Below are 20,746 nucleotides of genomic sequence, written 5' to 3' on the forward strand. Positions count from 1 at the left end.
CTGAGCTAGCCCCGCCGGCCCGGGGTGGGGCCGCGCCGGGGCCGGGCCCGCCGTCGGTTAAGGGGGGGGGGGGCCGCGCGAGCGCGCCCCGCCCCCCCCACCGAAAGGGGTGAACCGGCGTAACTTTCCCGCCCCCGTAGCGTTCTGTCGCGCTATAGAGGCGGAGTGTCACCGGACGGGCCGCTCTTCGCGCGGCCCGATGCCCATTCAGCCCTCGGGATACACCCAGGGGTTGGGGCGGCACTCGATGCCGTTGAGGTCCAGCGTCTTGGTCTGCTGCTGCATGACCGGCGCGAGGGCGCCCCGCGTCCCGCAGCTCGCATGGTTGTGGCCGAGCCGGTGGCCGACCTCGTGGTTGATCAGCATCTGCCGGTACGCGAACAGCTTGTCCGGGCCGAAGGTGGCCGAACCCTGGGCCCAGCGGTAGGCGTTGATCATCACGCGCTCGGTGGCCGCCGAGTCGCAGGAGACGTTGTCCTCCAGGGTGTCCAGGCCCGACTTCTCGCACCACTCGCCGGTGGTGCCGGGGCTCGCCAGCGTGATGACGAAGTCCGGTTCCCCCTCCGAGATCCGTTCGAAGGTCATGTCTCCGTCGTGCGCCCAGCTCCGGTCGTCGTTGAGGGTCTTCTGGACGGCCTGGGCGAACAGCTGGGCGTCGAGGCCGAGCCCCTTCTCGACGTCGATCCGGTAGCGGTGCTTCGTCCCCTTGCCGGGCGCCTTCGCGGAGCCGGGCACGGTCTCGAACTCCCCCGAGCCCGTCATCGCCGGCGACAGCGGGTAGGGCTTGGCCATTTTCTGTTCATACGTAAGGGGTTTGACGGCCGTTCCCTTCGGGGACGGGGTCGCCCGACTGTCCGAACGGGAGGCGTCGCCCGCCTCGTCCCGGTCGACGCCCGCCGCCTGCGCGGCGGCGCTCCCGGCCGTGCGGTCGTGGGCGACCTGGCCGGCCACGACGACCGCGAGCACCGTGGTCACCGCGGCGGCGGCGACGCCGGTGAACGTGCGGCCCCTCCCGCTCCTGAGGTCCTTGGCCGGGGCGGGGGCCGGAGCCTCGTCGCGCCGGGGTTCCGGTTCGCGCGCGTCCCAGTCGGTGACGGAGCCGTACGGGCCCTCGGGCGCCGCGCTCCGCCGGCGCGGGGCGGGCGGTGCGGGCGATTCGTCGAACGCGTCGACGAACTCGCGCCGCGGGCCCGGTATCAGCGGCCGGGTACCGGTGGCCTGCTGGTGGTGCGCGGGACGCGGGACGCCGGGCCGGGCGGCGGGTGCGGGTGCCCGGAGGCCGGGCCCGCCGGGGGAGCGCCTCGGCCCCGCGCCCCAGCCGCCGCCGGGTTCACGCTGTTCGGGGTGGCCGCCGCGCACCTCGGGCGCCCCCGGGAACGGGCCGGGGCCGCCCGGTCCGGTCTGCCGTCTGCGGCGTCCGGTGCCCGCGGCGGGCCCGGGGGCCTCGCGCCCCGCCTCGTCCGCCTCGGTCCGCCCGGTCCCGGGCGCGCTGGGCACAGGGCCCTGCCGGCTGTGTCGTCCCACGCCCCGGATCAGCTCCCGCCGCATTCGTCGAGCAATTCCCGGAACGCCTGGGCGACCGCCTCCGGGTACTCCATCATCGCCACGTGCCCGGCGTCGGGCAGTGTCAGCAGGCGCGCGTCGCGGAAGGCCGCGGACGCCCTGCGGGCCATCCGGAACGAGACGAGCCGGTCCCGCCCGCCGTACACCAGCTGGGTCGGCGCGAGCACCCGCTCGGCCTGACGCCACAGCCCGTGCTGTCCGCCCAGCGTGTACGCGTCGACGATGCCACGGGCGGAACGCGTCATGGCGTCCCAGAAGTACGGCAGTTCCAGCCGGCGCTCCATTTCGGCCACCGCGTCGCGGAAGCCCGTCTCGGAGACCCGTGCCGGATCGCCGTAACAGAGTGCCATGACTCCGCGGGTGCGGTCCTCCGCGGTCCAGTCCCGGGTGAGCCGGGCGAACAGGGAAGCGACGCCCGGGAGTGCGAGCAGCGCGGTCGGGGCGGCCGAGCGCTGGACCCGGATCTCGGGGAGCGCGGGCGAGACGAGGGTGAGCGTGCGCACCAGGTCGGGGCGGACCGCGGCGACCCGGGTGGCCACCGCGCCGCCCATCGAGTTGCCGAACAGGTGGACGGGGCCGCGCTCCTGGGCGTCCAGGAGGCGGATGACGGCGCGGGCGTGCCCGGTGACCGAGTAGTTGCCGTCGTCCGGGGGCGGCGAGTCCCCGAAGCCGGGCAGGTCGACCGCCTCGCAGTCGGCCACGTCCTCCAGGAGCGGCATCAGGGCCGTCCAGTTCTGCGAGGAGCCGCCGAGCCCGTGCACGAAGAGGGCGGGCGGCAGTCCGGACCGCCGGGACGGCCGTGAACGGAGGGTGAGCGTCAGACCGGGCAGCTCGACGGAGCGCAGCCGCTCCCCCTCCGCGACCCTGACGGTGCTCACCGTGGGTGCCACCGCTGCGGCGGCGGCGCGGACTCCCGGCAGCTCGGTCGAAGACATGCGGCAATGTTACGAGATGATCACACGGGGGTTCATGTGTTCGCCGTCACACGATCGCATAGCGGCTTTCGGGGGTACCTCATAGGCTCGAACCGAGGAAGGGAGTCACCATGACGGTGGACCCGAGGGACCCGGAGACCTTCGAGGACGTCCAGCCGGACGAACCCGACCAGGAGACACCCGACGCGGACGCCGCCGAGCAGCACACCGAGCTGCGTCCGGAGAGCGACGAACCGCTCACGGACCTCGACCCCGGCGGCGCCAGCGAGGCGGACGCGGCGGACCAGGCCCGCGTGGTTCCCCAGGACGAGGACGATTACCGCTGATACGTCCTGCTCTGCGTCCCGGCCCGGGCGATCTGTGGCTACCGCAGCCGTCCGGTCCGTGAAATTCTGCGTCCGCGCCGCGCATACCGGGGTTACCCAAAAGTACGATGTCGGTATGGCGCGGCACGTACGGAACCGCTGTGCCGGACCACGAATTTGGGAGGCGGCGTGACAGCCATCGAGCAGACCGAGGCGGCGCGCCCGCGGGGCACTCGCCTGCCCCGCCGCGCCCGACGCAACCAGCTGCTGGGGGCCGCGCAGGAGGTCTTCGTCGCGCAGGGCTACCACTCTGCGGCGATGGACGACATCGCGGAGCGCGCCGGAGTCAGCAAGCCGGTGCTCTACCAGCACTTCCCGGGCAAGCTGGAGCTCTACCTGGCCCTTCTCGACCAGCACTGCGAGTCGCTGCTCCACGCGGTGCGCACGGCGCTCGCGTCGACCACGGACAACAAGCTGCGCGTGGCCGCGACGATGGACGCGTACTTCGCGTACGTCGAGGACGAGGGCGGTGCCTTCCGGCTGGTCTTCGAGTCCGACCTGACCAACGAGCCCGCCGTGCGCGAGCGGGTGGACCGGGTCTCGCTCCAGTGCGCCGAGGCGATCTCCGACGTGATCGCGGGCGACACGGGCCTGTCCAAGGACGAGTCCATGCTGCTCGCGGTGGGCCTCGGCGGGGTGTCCCAGGTGGTCGCCCGGTACTGGCTGTCCAGCCGGTCGGCCATCCCGCGCGACACGGCGGTCCAGCTGCTCACCTCGCTGGCCTGGCGGGGCATCGCCGGCTTCCCCCTGCACGGCATCGATCAGCACTGACCGCCCGGCGGGCGCCCGTGTTCGCTGCGGGCATGGCCCGAGGCGCTCTGCCGAGTCCCCTCAGCGGGCTAATGTGTGCTGCGTACGGCGCGGTTCACCGCGCAGGGACTGACCGTCGGAGGGACATAGCCGTGGAGGTCAAGATCGGGGTGCAGCACACGCCCCGGGAGATCGTTCTGGAGAGCGGGCTTTCCGCCGAAGAGGTCGAGAGCGCGGTGTCCGAGGCTCTCGCCGGCAAGGCGCAGCTGCTCAGCCTCACGGACGAGAAGGGCCGCAAGGTCCTCGTGCCGGCCGACCGGATCGCCTACGTGGAGATCGGCGAGCCCAGCACGCGACGGGTCGGGTTCGGCGCGCTGTAAGGGCGTACGGACGCGGAGACCGCGAGGAGCGGCCCGGTGGGGATTCCCCGCCGGGCCGCTCCTCGTTCGCCGCGCGCACTCCGGCTCCGCTGTGCGGCGGCCGGGCGAAGCCTGTCCGCCGCAGGGTTGTGACCGGCCGCTCACGGGTAGTACGAGCAGGACCGAAGCGCCCGTGCCGCATCCCTGCGAGGTGATCGTCCGTGATCGTGGAAACGTTGAGCGCCGTCGTGCTCTCGGTGGCCCTCTCCTGGGCGGCGCTGCGCTCGCTGGCGGACCGTCTCCCGGCCCGCCGGACCGTGTTCGGCGCGGGGGCGCTCGGGGCCGCGTTCGGCGCGTCCCTCATGCACTCGGTGCTGGGGCCGGGGCACCCGGCGGCCGTGGTGGTGGGTGCCGTGCTGATCGCCGCCGTGACGGTGTCCCTGCTGATCCGGCCGCGCAGCCGCCGGCTGAGCCGGTCGGCCGCCGCCTGACGCCGGCTCTCCCTACGCGGCCAGCCCCAGGGCGGCCATGCGCTTGGTGTGCGCCTCGGTGATCCGGGAGAACATCCGGCCGACCTCCGCCAGGTCGAAGCCGTCGGCGACCCCGCCGACCAGCATCGTCGACAGTGCGTCGCGGTCCGCGACCACGCGCTGCGCCTGCGAGAGCGCCTCGCCCATCAGCCGCCGCGCCCACAGCGCCAGCCGGCCGCCGAGCCTCGGGTCCGCCTCGATCGCCGCGCGCACCTTCTCGACGGCGAAGTTGCCGTGGCCCGTGTCGTCGAGCACGGCGAGGACCAGGGAGCGGGTGTCGGAGTCGAGGCGGACCGCGACCTCCCGGTAGAAGTCGCTGGCGATCGAGTCACCGACGTACGCCTTGACCAGGCCCTCCAGCCAGTCCGACGGGGCGGTCTGGCGGTGGAAGTCGTCGAGTGCCCGGGCGAACGGCTCCATGGCGGCGGTCGACTCCACCTCGATGGCCGTCAGCCGCTGTGTGAGCTGCTCGAAGTGGTGGAACTCGGCGGACGCCATCTTCGCCAGTTCCGCCTTGTCGGCCAGGGTCGGCGCGAGCTTGGCGTCCTCGGCGAGCCGCTCGAAGGCCGCGAGCTCCCCGTAGGCGAGGGCGCCCAACAGATCGACGACGGCGGCCCGGTACTGCGGCTGCGCGGACGCGGTGGCCCAGTCCTGGTCGGCGATTCTGGTCGTCGCGGGGGCTTCAGTGGCGTTGTCAGGCGTCTCCATGCAGCGCAGAATAGCCCGCCCGCGCGGGGGCGGAGGGGTCCGGCCGTCGAGCGGTGTCACACCGTTCCGACGAATTCGCCCAACACAGATGCGCGGATCCGGGGTACAGTGGTAATGCGCTTACTGAGCACTTTGCATCTGCTCGTAGCGCGAAATTGAATGAGGATGCCCGGTCGGTGGCCCGATCGGCTCCGACCCGACAGCCCTCCACGCGGTGCGTGCACACGTACGACCGCAGATGAGGGGCCCCCTCAGCGGCACGAGCGCTCGAGCGACGGCAGTGGTCCCGCGCCACCCGGCCCATCCGCCGGATGACCAACCCCGGCACGGTACGACCCCCTTCGTTCGCCTCGGACCGCGTCTCACAGAAGAGGCAGCACCCTGACTACGTTCCGAGACCTCGGGATTCTTTCCGAGACGGCCGAGGCCCTTGAGGCCGTCGGCATCATCTCCCCCTTTCCCATCCAGGAGCTGACGCTCCCCGTCGCCCTCTCCGGGTCCGACGTCATCGGCCAGGCCAAGACCGGCACCGGCAAGACGCTCGGCTTCGGGCTGCCGCTGCTGGAGCGCGTCACCGTCCTCGCCGATGTCGAGGCGGGCCGCGCCGCGCCCGAGGACCTGACCGACTCCCCGCAGGCCCTGATCGTCGTTCCCACCCGCGAGCTGTGCCAGCAGGTCACCAACGACCTGCTGACCGCCGGCAAGGTGCGCAACGTCCGGGTCCTCGCGATCTACGGCGGCCGGGCCTACGAGCCCCAGGTCGAGGCCCTCAAGAAGGGCGTCGACGTGATCGTCGGCACCCCCGGCCGGCTGCTCGACCTCGCGGGCCAGCGCAAGCTGGACCTCTCCAAGGTCCGCGCGCTCGTCCTCGACGAGGCCGACGAGATGCTGGACCTGGGCTTCCTGCCCGACGTCGAGCGCATCATCACGATGCTGCCGGCGAAGCGCCAGACCATGCTGTTCTCGGCCACCATGCCGGGCGCGGTCATCTCGCTGGCGCGCCGCTACATGTCGCAGCCGACGCACATCAACGCCACGTCGCCCGACGACGAGGGCACGACCGTCAAGAACACGGCGCAGTACGTCTACCGCGCCCACTCGATGGACAAGCCCGAGATGGTCTCGCGCATCCTCCAGGCCGACGGCCGCGGGCTCGCGATGATCTTCTGCCGCACCAAGCGCACCGCGGCGGACATCGCCGATCAGCTGGAGAAGCGCGGCTTCGCCTCCGGCGCCGTCCACGGCGACCTCGGCCAGGGCGCCCGCGAGCAGGCGCTGCGCGCCTTCCGCAACGGCAAGGTCGACGTGCTGGTCTGCACCGACGTCGCCGCCCGCGGCATCGACGTCGAGGGCGTGACCCACGTCATCAACTACCAGTCGCCCGAGGACGAGAAGACCTATCTGCACCGCATCGGCCGCACCGGCCGCGCGGGCGCCAAGGGCATCGCGATCACGCTGGTCGACTGGGACGACATCCCGCGGTGGCAGCTGATCAACAAGGCCCTGGACCTGAAGTTCCCGGACCCGGTCGAGACGTACTCGACCTCCCCGCACCTGTACGAGGACCTCGACATCCCGACCGGCACCAAGGGTGTCCTGCCGCGTGCCGAGCGCACCCGTGCCGGTCTCGGGGCCGAGGAGATCGAGGACCTCGGCGAGACGGGCGGCCGTGGCCGCAAGTCCGCCGCGCCGGCGCCCGCCGTGCGTGAGGAGCGTGCCCCGCGCACCCCGCGTCAGCGCCGTCGCACCCGTGGTGGCACCTCGGTCGCCGAGGACGCGGCCACCGTGCCCGCACCGGCCGCCGAGGTCGACGCCGAATCGGTGACCGACGCCCCGCGCACCCCGCGCCGCCGTCGGCGCACCCGGGTCGGTGCCGCCGAGGTCGCCGCCGAGGCCGCGGTGGCCGTGGCCGAGGCCCCCGTGGCGGTGCAGGTCGAGCCGGAGGCCGAGGCCGCGCCGAAGAAGCGCACCCGGGCCCGGGTGGCCAAGCCCAAGGAGGAGGCCGTCGCCGACGTCGTGGCCGAGCCGGTGACCGAGGAGGCCAAGCCGCGTCGCCGCCGTGCCCGGGTGGCCAAGCCGGTGTCCGAGGAGGCCGCCTTCCAGACCACACCCGTGGCCGAGCCGGAGGCGCCCGTCGTCACCCGGCCGCGCCGCCGCCCCCGGGTGATCAAGCCGGCCGAGGACGAGGTCGACTTCCAGATCGCGCCGATCTCCGAGCCCGAGCCGGTGCGCCGCCGCACCCGCACGGCGGCCAAGCCGAAGACGGAGGCCGTGGCGGAGACCACGGCCGCCGAGGGCGAGGCCAAGCCGCGCCGGCGCCGTGCGCCGCGCGCCACCGCGAAGGCCGAGAGCTGAGCGGACCAGGCACCGGCTGACGGGCGGCCCCGGGGAACTCCTCCCCGGGGCCGCCCGCCGTCTGTCCCCCGGACATCCCCGAGGGCCGCCCCGTGCGGGACGTCCGGGTACCGCGACGGCAGAGGTCCGCCCCGTCGCGACGCCCTGCACGCCCTCCCGCCGCACCGGCCGGAAGCCCGGGTGCGTCCCGTACGAGGGCTTCCGGCCGGCCCGCCGGGAAGCGGGGTCTCCCCTGTCCGAGCGGAGCCGAGAACTCGGAGTGGGGTCTCCCCTGTCCGAGCGGAGCCGGAAACTCGGAGTGGGGTCTCCCCTGTCCGAGCGGAGCCGAGAACTCGGGGAAGCATCCGACGCCGCTCCTTCCGGGCAGACCCCGGCTGCCGCGGCACTAGTCTCGTTCCATGAGCAGGCCACCCACCTTCATCCCGCCCCCCTGCGCCCGGGCCCGCGCCCTGCCCACCACGCGCGGGGAGTTCGCCGTGCTGGACGCGGCCCCCTCCGGCACACCGCGCGGCACCGCGCTGCTGGTGCCCGGATACACCGGCAGCAAGGAGGACTTCATCGCCCTGCTGCGACCGCTCACGGACGCCGGCTACCGTGCCGTCGCCGTCGACGGGCGCGGGCAGTTCGAGAGCGCCGGGACGGACGACCCCCGGGCGTACGCCCAGGACGAACTGGCCCGTGACGTGCTCGCGCAGGCGGCCGCGCTCGGCGCCGGCGAGGGCTCGGTGCACCTGGTGGGGCACTCGCTGGGCGGGCAGATCGGGCGGGCCGCCGTCCTGCTCGACGCCACGCCGTTCCGTTCACTGACCCTGATGTCCTCGGGGCCCGCCGAGGTCGTCGAGGCGCAGCAGGTCAAGCTGAAGATCCTCGGTGACGCGCTGGCGACCATGACCATGAACGACGTCTGGGCCGCGATGCGCGCCTTCGACCCGCCGGCCGAGGCGGACACGGACGGCGAGGACCTGCGGCGGCGCTGGCTCCGCCACCATCCGGCCCAGCTGATCGCGACGGGTCGTCAGCTGGCCACCGAACCGGACCGGGTGGCCGAGGTCGCCGCCGCGGGGTTGCCGGTCCACGTCGTCTCCGGTGAGGCCGACGACGTCTGGCCGGTGCCGGTGCTCGACGAGATGGCCGTACGGCTGGGGGCGCACCGGACCCGGATCGAGGGTGCCGAGCACTCCCCCAACACGGACCGGCCGGAGGAGACCAGCGCGGCGCTCGTCGCCTTCTGGGACGGTTTGCGGTAGTTCCCCGCAACCCCGCGGCTCCCCGTGACGCGGTCCTCAGTACTGCGCCTGAAGGTGCTGCCAGAAGCCGTCGCGCAGCGCCCGCCGCAGCGGCGGGTGGCCGCGCAGGGAGCGCTGGAGGAGGCGTTCGGCCTCGTGCAGCAGGTCCTGGTCGACCGAACCCGGCAGGAAAGGGTGGCCGGGCAGCAGGTCCGCCAGCGAGTCCCGGCCGCGTGCGGCGAGCCAGCCGGCCGCGATCTGCGCTCCGACGAAGTGGACGTCCTCGCGGGAGGGTGCGGGAGCGTCCTCCTCGTAGGTGGTGACGGCGCGTCTGGTCACGTACGGGCGGCAGAAGTCCAGGTCGAAGGTGCGCTGGCTGTCCACCTCCCAGAGCAGCGGCTCCGCCTGGTTGCGTCCTTCGCCCGCCTCGATGCCCCACAGGTGGACCCGGGCGCCGTAGCCCTGCGCGGCCTCGACGGCGGACACCAGGTCCTCGTCGCCGCCGACGAGCGCGGCGTCGCTGATGGCCCGGTGGCGGGCGAGCGACTCCAGGTCGGTGCGGATGAGGGAGTCGACGCCCTTCTGCTGGTTGCTGGCGTTGAGGTTGCCGAGCCTGACCTTGACGTCGGGGAGTTCGGCGATGGTCTGCTGCTCGGTGGTGTGGATACGGCGCCGGGCTCCGTCGTACCAGTACACGCGCAGCAGTCTGCTGTCCGCGAAGATGGTGCGGGCCTTGTCGATGAACGCCTCGATCAGCCCTTCGGCGTCGAGATCGAAGGAGCGCCGGTCCTCGGTGCCGGTGACGAGCAGCCCGGCGGCGGCGTACACATACCCCGCGTCCACGAAGATCGCGTGGGTCGAAGGGGTCTTCGAGACCTCGGCGAGCACGCGCTCGAGCAGGGCGTTGGTGCGGTCCAGGCGCTCGCCGATCTCCGCCTCGTTCATGCGGGTCCCGTCGCGCCGCCGGTGATACGCACACGCTTGATTACCAGCTGGTACTTAGACATCCAAAAAATTTCCTTAGCGTAGGGAATGTTTGCAGGAGGCAAGCCGTTGAACCCGGTGTGGGGCGCTCGACAGACATGCCTGGCGCTCCTCATCCTTGCGGACGGGAGACCGTCCGCCCAGTAGTTCTCCAGCAGGAGGATCAGACGAAGGGAAGCCCTATGCGCTTCGAGATCATGCGACTCGACGACGTCGACGGTACCGCCGTGGACAGCACCGTCGTGGACGCCGCCTCCGTCAACCGGATCGTGCAGCAGGCCGCCGCCACGGGCCAGCGCATCTATATCCGACCGGCCGAAAGTTCGGCTTCATAACACCTTGCCGATGTGAGTTGTCGACGTAACGAAGACGAAGCGCCCCCGCACGGAACGTCCGTACGGGGGCGCTGTTGCGTGCGGGGGCGCGGGCCGGATCAGGTGCCCTGGATGACCTGGGTGACGCCGTTGATGATCTGCTGCACGGCGATGGCGGACAGCATCATGCCGGCCAGCCTGGTGACGAGCACGACGCCGCCGTCCTTGATGACGCGGATGATCAGCAGCGAGTAGCGCATGGTCAGCCAGAGCACGACGTGCATGGTGACGATCGCCGTCCAGACGGAGACCTGGCTCGCCACGCTGTCGGCGTGCTGCACGGCGAGGATCACGGAGACGATCGCGCCGGGGCCGGCCAGCAGCGGCATGCCGAGCGGGACGAGGGCGACGTTGACGTCCTTGGTCTGCGTCGGCTCGTCGGTCTTGCCGGTCAGCAGGTCGAGCGCGATCAGCAGCAGGAGCAGACCGCCGGCGATCATCAGCGCGGGGACGGAGACGTGCAGGTAGTCCAGGATCTGCTGGCCGAGCACGCCGAAGACGGCGATCACCCCGAAGGCGACGGCGACGGCCTGGAGCGCCATCCGGCGCTGCACCTTGGCGGGACGGCCCGCGGTGAGGGCGAGGAAGATCGGAGTGATTCCGGGCGGATCCATAATCACGAAAAGCGTGAGGAAAAGGGATCCGAAGACAGCGACGTCGAACACGGGTGAGCCTTGCGGGGAGAGAGCGGGAACGCGGTGGGTGGCCGCGGGAAGGAGGCGCACCGGGGGGCCGCCGGGGCATGCCGGACGGCGGCGGGTGCGCTGAGGGGACGAGCGGTGTACGCGGGTGAGGACCCGGCCGCCGTTACCGGGCGGCGGGTCCGCCGGCGCCCGGCACCGGGAAGGCTCCCGTGGCGCGCCGGGTGATCTCGCCGTAGATCTCGGGGTCGGTGGTGTACGCGCCGAGTTCCACGGTCTTGCGGCTGCCGTGGTAGTCGCTGGAGCCGGTCGTCAGCAGCCCCAGCTCGCGGGCGAGTGAGCGCAGCCGGGCGCGGGTGGGCTCGTCGTGGTCCATGTGGTCGGCCTCGATGCCGTCGAGCCCGGCGGTGGCCAGCTCGGCGATCGCGGCCTCGGGGACCGTGCGACCGCGTGTGACGGCGGCCGGGTGGGCGAGGACGGTGACGCCGCCGGCGGCCTTGACGAGCCGGATCGCGTCGAAGGGGTCCAGCTCGTGCTTCTCGGCGTACGCGCGTCCGCCGTCCCCGAGCCAGTCGGGCGTGAAGGCGTCGGAGACGGTCGCGACGACGCCGAGTTCGACGAGGGCGGTGGCGACGTGCGGCCGGCCGACCGAGCCGTCTCCGGCGATCCGGGCGACCTGCTCCCAGGTGACCGGCACGCCCAGCTCCCGGAGCTTGCCCACCATGGCCCGGGCGCGTGGCACCCGGTCGTCGCGCACCAGCTCGCGCTCGCGGGCGAACTCCGGCTCGTCCGGGTCGAAGAGGTACGCCAGCATGTGCAGGCCCACGCCGTCGACGCGGCAGGAGAGCTCGGCGCCCGTGACGAGCGTGAGCCCCTCAGGGAGCGCGGCGACGGCCTCGGCGTGCCCGCGCACGGTGTCGTGGTCGGTGAGCGCGACGACGTCGAGGCCCGCGGCGGCGGCGCCCAGCACCAGCTCGGCGGGGCTGTCCGTGCCGTCCGACGCGGTGGAGTGGGTGTGCAGGTCGATGCGCACGACTCGGACTCCAGTGCTCGCGGCGGAGGGGGACACCCCAGGATAACCGGCACGCGGGCTTGGTTCGGGCCTTGCGCCGGGCCGTCGTCAGGGCCCCGTCAACAGCCGGGACGTGAGCGCGCCGCAGGGCACCAGGTCGACCTCTCCCCCGGCGTCGCGCAGGTCCGTCAGCACCAGCTCGTCGTACAGGAGCAGCCCGGACTGCTCGGGCCACACGATGGCCCAGAGCCACAGGCCCCGCGCCTCGCCCGCGAAGACGGCCCGGTCGGAGGGGGCGTCCTCGACGTGCCAGAGCGGGGTGGGGCGGCCGGCGGCGAGCACCTTGGAGTCCGGGGGTCCGTCCACCCGCAGCGAGGGCCCCGGGTCGGGGCCGTCGATTCCCGCGTACCGCGCACCGAGCCCGACGCCCAGCTCCTCCGCGACGAGCAGCAGCTCGCCCATGCCGCCGAGCGGCCCGGGGCCGGAGCAGGCGACGGCGGTGGCCCGTCCGCCGGTGCGGTCGTCCCCGGCGCAGGCCACGCCCGTGAACAGCCAGCCCACCGGCAGCGGCCAGGGCATCCACACGGGCACCTGCGCCCGGTGCACCACCACGCCGAGCGCCTCGACGCTCGGCGGGACGACCGGCTGGAGCGGATGCACGCCACCATGGACATCGCACTGCCAGGAGTCGGCGAAAAGCCCGGGCGCCCGGACCCGGCCTCCACACTTCGGGCAGCTTGGTTCGCCCCTCATACCGTCCAACGGTCCTCTCCGGCCCTCGCCGCGTCAAGGACGGTCGCCCTCGCGCGGCGCGCACCCGGACTTCCTTCCCCCCGTAACGCCCGGCCACCGGACTCCTCACCGGCCAATTTAGATGTAGCTTGCATTCATTAGATTCTCTAACTTATTCTGTGCATAGCCCATCGATCCAGCGGAGAGGGAGAGGCCCATGCCGTCAGAGGCAGTACCGGAGGATCCGTTCCATCAGGAGCCGGTCAGCATCCTGCGTCAGCCCAAGGCCGTCTGGGCCACGGCGGGCGCTTCCGTGGTCGCGTTCATGGGCATCGGCCTGGTGGACCCGATCCTGCCGTCCATCGCCAAGGGCCTGGAGGCGACGCCGAGCCAGGTGTCGCTGCTCTTCACCTCGTACTTCCTGATCACCGCCGTCGCGATGCTGGTGACCGGCTTCGTCTCCAGCCGCATCGGCGGCCGCAAGACGCTGCTGGCCGGGCTCGCGCTCGTGGTGGTCTTCGCGGCGCTCTCCGGCACCTCCTCGTCCGTCGCCGAACTGGTCGGCTTCCGGGCCGGCTGGGGACTGGGCAACGCGCTGTTCGTCTCGACCGCGCTCGCGGTGATCGTCGGCGCGGCGGCCGGCGGCAGCTCGGCGGCGATCCTGCTGTACGAGTCGGCGCTCGGCCTCGGCATGGCGTGCGGGCCGCTGCTGGGCGCCCTGCTCGGTGACGCCAGCTGGCGCTACCCGTTCTTCGGGACGGCCGCGCTGATGGCGATCGGCTTCGTCTGCATCACGGCGTTCCTGAGGGAACAGCCCCGGCCCGCCCGCAGGACGTCGCTGCTCGACCCCCTCAAGGCGCTCGGCCACGGCGGGCTCGCCTCCGTCGCCGCCTCCGCGTTCTTCTACAACTACGCGTTCTTCACGATCCTGGCGTTCACCCCGTTCGTGCTGAACATGACGCCGTACAAGTCCGGCGCCGTCTTCTTCGCCTGGGGCCTGCTGCTCGCCGTCTTCTCGGTGCTCGTCGCGCCCCGGCTGCAGCAGCGGTTCGGCTCGCTGAAGGTGCTCGGCGCCTCACTGGTGCTGCTCGCCGCCGACCTGCTGGTCCTCGGCTACGGCAGCCACACCACGGCCATCGTCTGCACCATCGTCTCCGGCGCCCTCATCGGCATGAACAACACCGTGTACACGGAGCTGGCGCTCGGCGTCTCGGACGCGCCGCGCCCCGTGGCCAGCGCGGGCTACAACTTCGTCCGCTGGTTCGCCGCCGCCGCGGCGCCCTATCTGGCCCCGAAGATCGAGGAGTGGAGCAGCATCCACATCCCCTTCGTGGTCGCCGCCGTCGCCTCGCTCCTGGGCGCGGTCGTGGTCGGGGTCCGGCGCTCCGCGCTGACCCACGAGGCGGAGAAGCTGGAGCCGAAGCACGCCGCGGAGGACGGCGTCACGGTCTTCGCCGACTGAGGCCGTCAGTCCAGAACCGCGGAACGCCGCAGGGGATCGCGCAGGTCGGTCCCCTGCGAGAGCCATTTCTCCTGAAGCGCCTGCGCACCGTGGACCCGCTTCCAGGCGGCCTCGTTGTGCGTCATCGGCAGCAGCGGCAGAAAGCGCACCGGCTCCAGGGCTCCGCCCGTCTCCCGGCCGCCGCCCAGCACGGCTTCATCCAGCTCCAGGTCCTCCACCAGCCCCCCGCTCTCCGCGACCAGCACCGAGGTGAAGGGCGCCCCCGGCCACAGCGGTTCGCCCACGTCCAGCGAGGCGCCGGGTGCCACGACCAGGCCCTCCACCTGGGGCGAGGCGGCGAGCACCGCGAGCTTGCGCAGCACCTGGTCGGTATCGGCGAGCCCGCCCCGTACCGAGAGCACGAGTTCGGCGCGCGGGCCCTTCACCGGGTCGGCCAGGACGGCGGTCGGGTCGGACATCGGCTGGGCGGACATGCCGAGTGTGGCGTACCGCACGATGTCGCCGTCGATGAACCGGAGCACCTCGATCCGGTCCGTTCCGAGAAACGTCACTGCCGCGCGTGCGTCCGGTTCGCCCAGGGCCGTCCGCAGACGCGCCTCGACCAGAGCAAGAATTTCTGCCATGCGGCGAGCATAGGACGCGTATGGAACGGGCAAAGTAAGGGATTGGCCCTGTACCGGCTGCTAGCCTGGGGTGTCGGCCGGGGCAGCACGCAGAAGCGTCGCTCTCAAGTCCCGGCACTACGTCGTCCCTCACGGGGGACCGGCTGGAGGAGGTGGGGCTGCGGTGGATCCGAGTCGATCGTGCAGTACCAACCGCTCTTCCGCCGACCGCCTCTCCGCGTGATCTGACACCCGGTCGGGGCCGATGGCATGTCGCACGACGGAAGAGCACGCCTTTTTGCCTGTCTGTAGCGAACGCCGTCATCGTGCCGCCGCGGTGCCGCCCGCTTTGCGGATGTGAGCCCACGTCCCCATTCCGGGTTGTTCCAGGCCCTCGACGACAGCCCTCCGTGAAGGAGCCAGCCATGTCGATGATCCGTGACCTGCGCGCCGTCGTGCGCCCCTCCCTGCGTAAGACCGCCCCCCTGCACAACAGCTACGACACCACCCGCGACCCCTCCGCCTCCAGCGCGGTCGTCGACTGCGCGGTCTACCGCGACGGCCGCCGCATCGCCGAGGTGGACGGCACCTGCCGCACGCCGCACGAGGCGATGCTCCGGGTGCGCGAGAACGGCGGTTTCGCCTGGATCGGCCTGCACGAGCCGACCGAGGAGGAGTTCGCGGGCATCGCCCGGGAGTTCGGGCTGCACCCGCTGGCCGTGGAGGACGCGGTCCACGCCCACCAGCGCCCGAAGCTGGAACGGTACGACGACACCCTGTTCACGGTCTTCAAGACCATCCACTACATCGAGCACGCCGAACTGACCGCGACCAGCGAGGTCGTGGAGACCGGCGAGGTCATGTGCTTCACCGGCCGGGACTTCGTCATCACCGTCCGGCACGGCGGCCACGGCTCGCTGCGCGCGCTGCGCCACCGGCTGGAGGACGACCCCGAGCTGCTCGCCAAGGGCCCGTCCGCGGTGCTGCACTCCCTCGCCGACCATGTCGTCGACGGCTACATCGCGGTGGCGGGTGCGGTGCAGGACGACATCGACGAGGTGGAGATCGAGGTTTTCTCCACACCGGACAAGGGAAGTTCGCGCGGCTCGGACGCCGGACGGATCTACCAGCTCAAGCGCGAGGTGCTGGAGTTCAAGCGGGCCGTCTCCCCGCTGCTGCGTCCGATGCAGCTGCTGAGCGAGCGCCCGATGCGGCTGATCGACCCGGACATCCAGAAGTACTTCCGGGACGTCGCCGACCACCTGGTGCGCGTCCAGGAAGAGGTCATCGGCTTCGACGAGCTGCTGAACTCCATCCTCCAGGCCAACCTGGCGCAGGCGACCGTCGCGCAGAACGAGGACATGCGCAAGATCACGTCCTGGGCGGCGATCGTCGCCGTGCCGACGATGATCTGCGGGGTCTACGGCATGAACTTCGAGCACATGCCGGAGCTGCGCTGGACGTACGGCTACCCGATGGTGATGGGCTTCATCGGCGTGGTCTGCTTCTCCATCCACCGCATGCTCAAGCGCAACGGCTGGCTCTGAGCTTCCCCGTCCACCGACGTTCTAAGCTCTGCCTCATGACTGCTGCTGACACGCTGCTCGGGCCGGCCCTCGTCGAGGAGGCCACGAAGAAGTCGGGCCTCGTCTGGGTGCGCTCCACCGGTCCGGCGCGTGCGCTGTGGCACGTATGGCACGAGGGCGCCGCGCACCTGGTCGGCGACGGTCCCGGCGAGCAGCCGCTGCCGGCCGGTCTCACCGAGGGCGCCACCGCGGAGGTGACCGTCCGCAGCAAGGACAAGGGCGGCCGTCTCGTCGCCTGGTCGGCCTCGGTCACCGTGCTCGCCCCGCACTCCGACGCGTGGGAGGCCGCCGTCGCCGAGCTGAAGGGCAAGCGGCTGAACGCGCCGGACGCGGAGCGGATGCCGGAGCGGTGGGCGCGCGAGTGCCGGGTCGTACGGCTCACGCCCCTCGACGCGCGCACCGAGCTGCCGGAGACCTCCGGAGCGGCCGCGCCGCTGCCGACGACGGCGACGACCCGGCTTCCGGTCCCGGCGGGCCTGCCGCGCCTGCTGAAGCGCTCGCTGCGCCGTTAGCGCCAGGAGGCCGCCCGGGACGGCCTCAGGACGACGTCCTGGGGAGCTGCTTGCCGTAGTCGACGGTCTCGTCCTCGGCGGGGGCCCGCAGCGTGAAGTCCTCGCCCCAGTCGGCGAGCGTGATCACGCCACCGCCACCGCCCCGGGCGAAGCGCAGCGGATACGGCTTGCCCTCCAACGAGACGTCGAGCGCGCCGCCCGCGCCCTCGCCGCCCATGATCCGCACCGTGCGCACCCCGGTGACCTCGTCGCGGTCGCCCTTGGTGAGCTCGCCGTGCAGCGTGAGCATCCCGTCGAGCAGCACCTTCTTGTCGGTGAAGCCGCTCAGCTGTTCGTACGTGGGGTCGTCCTCGGGGACCTTGACGTACTTGTCCCGCAGCTTGTCCGCCGCCGACGCGCCCTCCCCGCCGGCGTCCGCCCCGCCCTCCTCGTCGTGGCTCCAGAAGCCGGCATCGGCCTTGAGGTAGAGCTCGTCACCGGTCCGCAGCAGCGTGAAGGTGCTGTTCTTCGAGGTGACGGAGCCCGCGCCGCCCTCGTCCTTGAGCCGCATGTCGATCTTGTACGTGCCGCCCTTGCCGACCAGCGTCCCGGCGAGGTGCACCGCGTCGGCGGAGTCCGCCGCGGCCTGCGCCTTCTTCTCGATCTCCGGCGCGGAGAGCTTGCCGACGCCGTTGGTCCCCTTGTCCGGGTCCTCGCCCCCGCACGCGGTCAGGGCCGCGGTCAGCCCCGCGCAGAGCACGACGGCGAGGGAAGCGGTCCGGCGGCGGGCGCGGACGGCCGGGGCGGAAGAGGTCACAGGCGCACTGCCTCTCGTCTCCATGGTGGGGGGTGGCAGACGGCAGCGTACCCGGGTGGCCTACGCCAATGGCCCCAGAGCCGTACGGACGGTCCGCCGGGGCGGTCCGCGAGGGTACGGGCTAGCCTGATCACGTCATAACAGTGCGATAACCGTCGGAAGCGGGCAGCCCCGGCGCCCGGACGCGAGCGAGGAGGCGCAGGGATGACACCGGTCACGCCCCGGGTTTTCGTCTCGCACCTGTCGGGTGTGCCGGTCTTCGATCCCAACGGCGACCAGGTGGGGCGCGTGCGCGACCTGGTCGCGATGCTGCGGGTGGGCGGCCGTCCGCCCCGGCTGCTCGGCATGGTCGTCGAGGTGGTGAGCCGGCGGCGGATCTTCCTGCCGATGACCCGGGTGACGGGCGTGGAGTCGGGGCAGGTGATCACCACCGGAGTGGTCAACATGCGGCGCTTCGAGCAGCGGCCCACCGAACGCCTGGTGCTCGGCGAGTTCCTCGACCGCCGGGTGCGTCTGGTGGAGACGGACGAGGAGGTCACCATCCTGGACGTGGCGATCCAGCAGCTGCCGGCCCGCCGGGACTGGGAGATCGACAAGTACTTCGTCCGCAAGGGCCGGGGCGGGGCGCTGCGCCGCAAGGGCGAGACACTGACCGTCGAGTGGTCGGCGGTGAAAGGTTTCTCGCTGGAGGAGCACGGGCAGGGCGCCGAGTCCCTGGTGGCCACCTTCGAGAAGCTGCGCCCCGCCGACGTCGCCAACGCCCTGCACCACCTGACTCCGAAGCGGCGGGCGGAGGTCGCGGCCGCGCTGGACGACGACCGCCTCGCCGACGTCCTGGAGGAGCTGCCCGAGGACGACCAGGTGGAGATCATCGGCAAGCTCCAGGAGGAGCGCGCGGCGGACGTCCTGGAGGCGATGGACCCGGACGACGCGGCCGACCTGCTCTCCGAGCTGCCGGAGGAGGACAAGGAGCGGCTGCTGACGCTGATGCGCCCGGGCGACGCGGCGGACGTGCGGCGGCTGATGTCGTACGAGGAGCGCACCGCGGGCGGCCTCATGACGACGGAACCGGTCATCCTGCGCCCGGACGCCACGGTCGCCGACGCGCTCGCCCGGGTCCGCCAGTCGGACCTGTCACCGGCGCTCGCCGCGCAGGTGTACGTGTGCCGGTCGCCGGACGAGACGCCGACGGGCAAGTACCTGGGCACGGTGCACTTCCAGCGGCTGCTGCGCGATCCGCCGTTCACCCTGGTCAGCTCGCTCCTCGACAGCGACCTGGTGCCGCTGCCGCCGGACACCCCGCTGTCGGTGGTGACCAGCTATCTGGCGGCGTACAACCTGGTCTCGGTGCCGGTGGTGGACGAGAGCGGCTCGCTGCTCGGTGCGGTGACGGTCGACGACGTGCTGGACCACCTGCTGCCGGAGGACTGGCGGGAGACCGACTTCCACGGCCAGGAGGGGGTGCTCCGTGACCGGTGAGGACCGCTCCAGGGCCTCGAACGGCTCGACGGCCCTGACCCGCACGCCGCGCTACCGGCTCGACCAGCCGAAGGCGCCGCGCCGCAGGCTGCTGCCGGAGTACGACCCCGAGGCGTTCGGCCGGTTCTCGGAGCGCATCGCGCGCTTCCTGGGCACCGGCCGGTTCATCGTCTGGATGACGCTGATCATCATCGTCTGGGTGGCGTGGAACATCTTCGCGCCGGAGCATCTGCGGTTCGACGAGTACCCGTTCATCTTCCTGACCCTGATGCTCTCGCTCCAGGCGTCGTACGCGGCTCCGCTGATCCTGCTCGCGCAGAACCGGCAGGACGACCGGGACCGGGTCACGCACGAGCAGGACCGCAAGCAGAACGAGCGCTCCATCGCCGACACCGAGTACCTGACCAGGGAGATCGCGGCGCTGCGGATGGGCCTGGGCGAGGTCGCCACCCGGGACTGGATCCGCTCCGAGCTGGAGGACCTGGTGAAGGACCTGGACGACCGGCGGGCGCTGCTGTCGGCCGAGAGTGACGAAGACCGCTGACGTGGCTACCCACGCGTAGCCACAGGCGCCGTAACATCGTCCGTATGGCTACGGAAGACGCGGTGCTTGAGGCACTGGCGACAGTGAACGACCCCGAGATCCACCGTCCGATCACCGAGCTGGGCATGGTGAAATCGGTCGACATCGATCCTGACGGTGTGGTCGCAGTCACGGTGTACCTCACCGTCTCCGGCTGTCCCATGCGCGAGACGATCACCCGGAACGTGACCGACGCGGTGGCCCGCGTCGAGGGCGTGTCCCGGGTCGACGTCACCCTCGACGTCATGAGCGACGAGCAGCGCAAGGAGCTCGCGACCTCGCTGCGCGGCGGTACGGCGGAGCGCGAGGTGCCCTTCGCGAAGCCCGGCTCGCTGACCCGGGTGTACGCGGTCGCCTCCGGCAAGGGCGGCGTCGGCAAGTCCTCGGTGACGGTGAACCTGGCCGCGGCGATGGCGGCGGACGGGCTCAAGGTCGGTGTCGTGGACGCGGACATCTACGGTCACAGCGTGCCCCGGATGCTCGGCGTGGACGGCAGGCCGACCCAGGTCGAGAACATGATCATGCCGCCGTCCTCGCACGGCGTGAAGGTCATCTCGATCGGCATGTTCACCCCGGGCAACGCCCCGGTGGTCTGGCGCGGCCCGATGCTGCACCGCGCGCTCCAGCAGTTCCTGGCCGACGTGTTCTGGGGCGACCTGGACGTCCTGCTGCTCGACCTGCCGCCGGGCACCGGTGACATCGCGATCTCGGTGGCCCAGCTCGTGCCGAACGCGGAGATCCTGGTCGTCACGACCCCGCAGCAGGCCGCCGCAGAGGTGGCCGAGCGGGCCGGCTCGATCGCCGTCCAGACCCACCAGAAGATCGTCGGTGTCGTCGAGAACATGTCGGGCATGCCGTGCCCGCACTGCGACGAGATGGTCGACGTCTTCGGCTCGGGCGGCGGGGCCAAGGTCGCCGAGGGGCTGACGAAGACGGTCGGCGCCGAGGTGCCGGTGCTGGGCGCCATCCCGATCGACGTACGGCTGCGCGAGGGCGGCGACGAGGGCAAGCCCGTCGTGCTGTCCGACCCCGACTCCCCCGCCGGCAAGGCGCTGCGCACCATCGCGGGCAAGCTGAGCGGCCGTCAGCGCGGCCTGTCGCCGAGCTCGACGACCCGTACACCCGGGCCGCCGTGACCGCCGAGCGTGCCCTGCTCGCCGCCCTGGAGGCCGGCTGCTCCGCACCCGTGGGT

22 protein-coding genes and 1 pseudogene are annotated in these 20,746 nt (G+C 72.1%); 14 read left to right on the forward strand and 9 right to left on the reverse strand.

Annotated features, from left to right (window positions below; all coding sequences use genetic code 11):
- Nucleotides 1–207: 207 nt before the first annotated feature.
- Both ABZ564_RS31435 and ABZ564_RS31440 read right to left on the reverse strand, forming a co-directional pair.
- The gene (locus tag ABZ564_RS31435) at nt 208–1,548 is read right to left on the reverse strand and encodes a DUF3152 domain-containing protein (RefSeq protein ID WP_360862725.1); all 1,341 of its coding nucleotides are present in this window, start codon (nt 1,546–1,548) and stop codon (nt 208–210) included.
- Nucleotides 1,533–2,498, reverse strand: a complete 966-nt coding sequence (locus tag ABZ564_RS31440; RefSeq protein WP_360862727.1) for an alpha/beta hydrolase — start codon at nt 2,496–2,498, stop codon at nt 1,533–1,535. Before ABZ564_RS31440 ends, ABZ564_RS31435 begins: the two co-directional genes overlap by 16 nt.
- Before the next feature lie 110 nt (nt 2,499–2,608).
- On the opposite strand from ABZ564_RS31440, the gene ABZ564_RS31445 reads away from it, so the two are divergent.
- The 4 genes from ABZ564_RS31445 (at nt 2,609) to ABZ564_RS31460 (ending at nt 4,463) form a co-directional block, all read left to right on the forward strand.
- Nucleotides 2,609–2,824 (forward strand): hypothetical protein, encoded by a 216-nt coding sequence (locus ABZ564_RS31445; protein WP_360862728.1) that lies wholly within the window; start codon nt 2,609–2,611, stop codon nt 2,822–2,824.
- A 168-nt stretch (nt 2,825–2,992) separates the two neighbouring features.
- Nucleotides 2,993–3,634 (forward strand): TetR/AcrR family transcriptional regulator, encoded by a 642-nt coding sequence (locus ABZ564_RS31450; RefSeq protein WP_093549980.1) that lies wholly within the window; start codon nt 2,993–2,995, stop codon nt 3,632–3,634.
- A gap of 131 nt (nt 3,635–3,765) precedes the next feature.
- On the forward strand, nt 3,766–3,993 hold the full coding sequence (locus ABZ564_RS31455; RefSeq protein WP_024490505.1) for a DUF3107 domain-containing protein: 228 nt from the start codon (nt 3,766–3,768) through the stop codon (nt 3,991–3,993).
- Nucleotides 3,994–4,193: 200 nt separating this feature from the next.
- A complete protein-coding gene (locus tag ABZ564_RS31460) occupies nt 4,194–4,463 on the forward strand; it encodes a hypothetical protein (RefSeq protein WP_360862730.1) in 270 nt (89 codons plus the stop codon).
- 12 nt (nt 4,464–4,475) lie between these two features.
- Here the strand turns inward: ABZ564_RS31460 and ABZ564_RS31465 are convergent, their stop codons facing one another.
- Nucleotides 4,476–5,210 (reverse strand): ferritin-like fold-containing protein, encoded by a 735-nt coding sequence (locus ABZ564_RS31465; protein WP_360862732.1) that lies wholly within the window; start codon nt 5,208–5,210, stop codon nt 4,476–4,478.
- A gap of 447 nt (nt 5,211–5,657) precedes the next feature.
- Here ABZ564_RS31465 and ABZ564_RS31470 point away from each other — a divergent pair, with 447 nt between their 5' ends.
- Nucleotides 5,658–7,565: a DEAD/DEAH box helicase gene (locus ABZ564_RS31470; protein WP_360862759.1), complete on the forward strand. Its 1,908-nt coding sequence runs from the start codon at nt 5,658–5,660 to the stop codon at nt 7,563–7,565.
- Between the two features lie 398 nt (nt 7,566–7,963).
- Nucleotides 7,964–8,812, forward strand: coding sequence for an alpha/beta hydrolase (locus ABZ564_RS31475; RefSeq protein ID WP_360862733.1), 849 nt, complete (start codon nt 7,964–7,966; stop codon nt 8,810–8,812).
- A 36-nt stretch (nt 8,813–8,848) separates the two neighbouring features.
- Here the strand turns inward: ABZ564_RS31475 and ABZ564_RS31480 are convergent, their stop codons facing one another.
- Entirely contained in the window at nt 8,849–9,736 is an 888-nt protein-coding gene (locus ABZ564_RS31480; protein ID WP_360862735.1) for an NYN domain-containing protein, read from the reverse strand.
- A gap of 221 nt (nt 9,737–9,957) precedes the next feature.
- On the opposite strand from ABZ564_RS31480, the gene ABZ564_RS31485 reads away from it, so the two are divergent.
- Complete coding sequence (locus ABZ564_RS31485) at nt 9,958–10,110, forward strand: hypothetical protein (RefSeq protein ID WP_352278284.1); 153 nt, start codon at nt 9,958–9,960, stop codon at nt 10,108–10,110.
- Nucleotides 10,111–10,208: 98 nt separating this feature from the next.
- Here ABZ564_RS31485 and ABZ564_RS31490 read toward each other — a convergent pair whose 3' ends face one another.
- From ABZ564_RS31490 to ABZ564_RS31500, 3 genes are all read right to left on the reverse strand, one after another.
- Nucleotides 10,209–10,814: a MarC family protein gene (locus tag ABZ564_RS31490; protein WP_360862737.1), complete on the reverse strand. Its 606-nt coding sequence runs from the start codon at nt 10,812–10,814 to the stop codon at nt 10,209–10,211.
- 142 nt (nt 10,815–10,956) lie between these two features.
- A complete protein-coding gene (locus ABZ564_RS31495; protein WP_360862739.1) occupies nt 10,957–11,823 on the reverse strand; it encodes a PHP domain-containing protein in 867 nt (288 codons plus the stop codon).
- A gap of 87 nt (nt 11,824–11,910) precedes the next feature.
- Entirely contained in the window at nt 11,911–12,555 is a 645-nt protein-coding gene (locus tag ABZ564_RS31500; protein ID WP_360862741.1) for a DUF6758 family protein, read from the reverse strand.
- A 196-nt stretch (nt 12,556–12,751) separates the two neighbouring features.
- Here ABZ564_RS31500 and ABZ564_RS31505 point away from each other — a divergent pair, with 196 nt between their 5' ends.
- On the forward strand, nt 12,752–13,996 hold the full coding sequence (locus ABZ564_RS31505; protein WP_360862743.1) for an MFS transporter: 1,245 nt from the start codon (nt 12,752–12,754) through the stop codon (nt 13,994–13,996).
- Between the two features lie 5 nt (nt 13,997–14,001).
- Here the strand turns inward: ABZ564_RS31505 and ABZ564_RS31510 are convergent, their stop codons facing one another.
- Nucleotides 14,002–14,619 (reverse strand): suppressor of fused domain protein, encoded by a 618-nt coding sequence (locus ABZ564_RS31510; RefSeq protein ID WP_360862745.1) that lies wholly within the window; start codon nt 14,617–14,619, stop codon nt 14,002–14,004.
- 404 nt (nt 14,620–15,023) lie between these two features.
- On the opposite strand from ABZ564_RS31510, the gene ABZ564_RS31515 reads away from it, so the two are divergent.
- Complete coding sequence (locus ABZ564_RS31515; RefSeq protein ID WP_360862747.1) at nt 15,024–16,145, forward strand: magnesium and cobalt transport protein CorA; 1,122 nt, start codon at nt 15,024–15,026, stop codon at nt 16,143–16,145.
- Between the two features lie 35 nt (nt 16,146–16,180).
- Entirely contained in the window at nt 16,181–16,696 is a 516-nt protein-coding gene (locus tag ABZ564_RS31520) for a hypothetical protein (RefSeq protein ID WP_360862749.1), read from the forward strand.
- 25 nt (nt 16,697–16,721) lie between these two features.
- Here ABZ564_RS31520 and ABZ564_RS31525 read toward each other — a convergent pair whose 3' ends face one another.
- The gene (locus tag ABZ564_RS31525; RefSeq protein ID WP_360862751.1) at nt 16,722–17,492 is read right to left on the reverse strand and encodes a hypothetical protein; all 771 of its coding nucleotides are present in this window, start codon (nt 17,490–17,492) and stop codon (nt 16,722–16,724) included.
- A 204-nt stretch (nt 17,493–17,696) separates the two neighbouring features.
- Between ABZ564_RS31525 and ABZ564_RS31530 the strand changes: the two genes are divergently transcribed.
- The 4 genes and pseudogenes from ABZ564_RS31530 to ABZ564_RS31545 all read left to right on the forward strand — a co-directional run.
- A complete protein-coding gene (locus tag ABZ564_RS31530) occupies nt 17,697–18,971 on the forward strand; it encodes a CBS domain-containing protein (RefSeq protein ID WP_360862753.1) in 1,275 nt (424 codons plus the stop codon).
- Nucleotides 18,961–19,515, forward strand: coding sequence for a DUF1003 domain-containing protein (locus ABZ564_RS31535; protein ID WP_360862755.1), 555 nt, complete (start codon nt 18,961–18,963; stop codon nt 19,513–19,515). Before ABZ564_RS31530 ends, ABZ564_RS31535 begins: the two co-directional genes overlap by 11 nt.
- A gap of 44 nt (nt 19,516–19,559) precedes the next feature.
- Nucleotides 19,560–20,690 (forward strand): Mrp/NBP35 family ATP-binding protein, encoded by a 1,131-nt coding sequence (locus ABZ564_RS31540; RefSeq protein WP_360862757.1) that lies wholly within the window; start codon nt 19,560–19,562, stop codon nt 20,688–20,690.
- Nucleotides 20,651–20,746: pseudogene (locus tag ABZ564_RS31545) on the forward strand (hydroxymethylbilane synthase); the annotation flags it as partial. The gene ABZ564_RS31540 and the pseudogene ABZ564_RS31545, both read left to right, overlap by 40 nt.

Origin of the sequence: Streptomyces sp. NPDC019224 (assembly GCF_040632605.1) — a bacterium.
GTDB lineage: Bacteria > Actinomycetota > Actinomycetes > Streptomycetales > Streptomycetaceae > Streptomyces.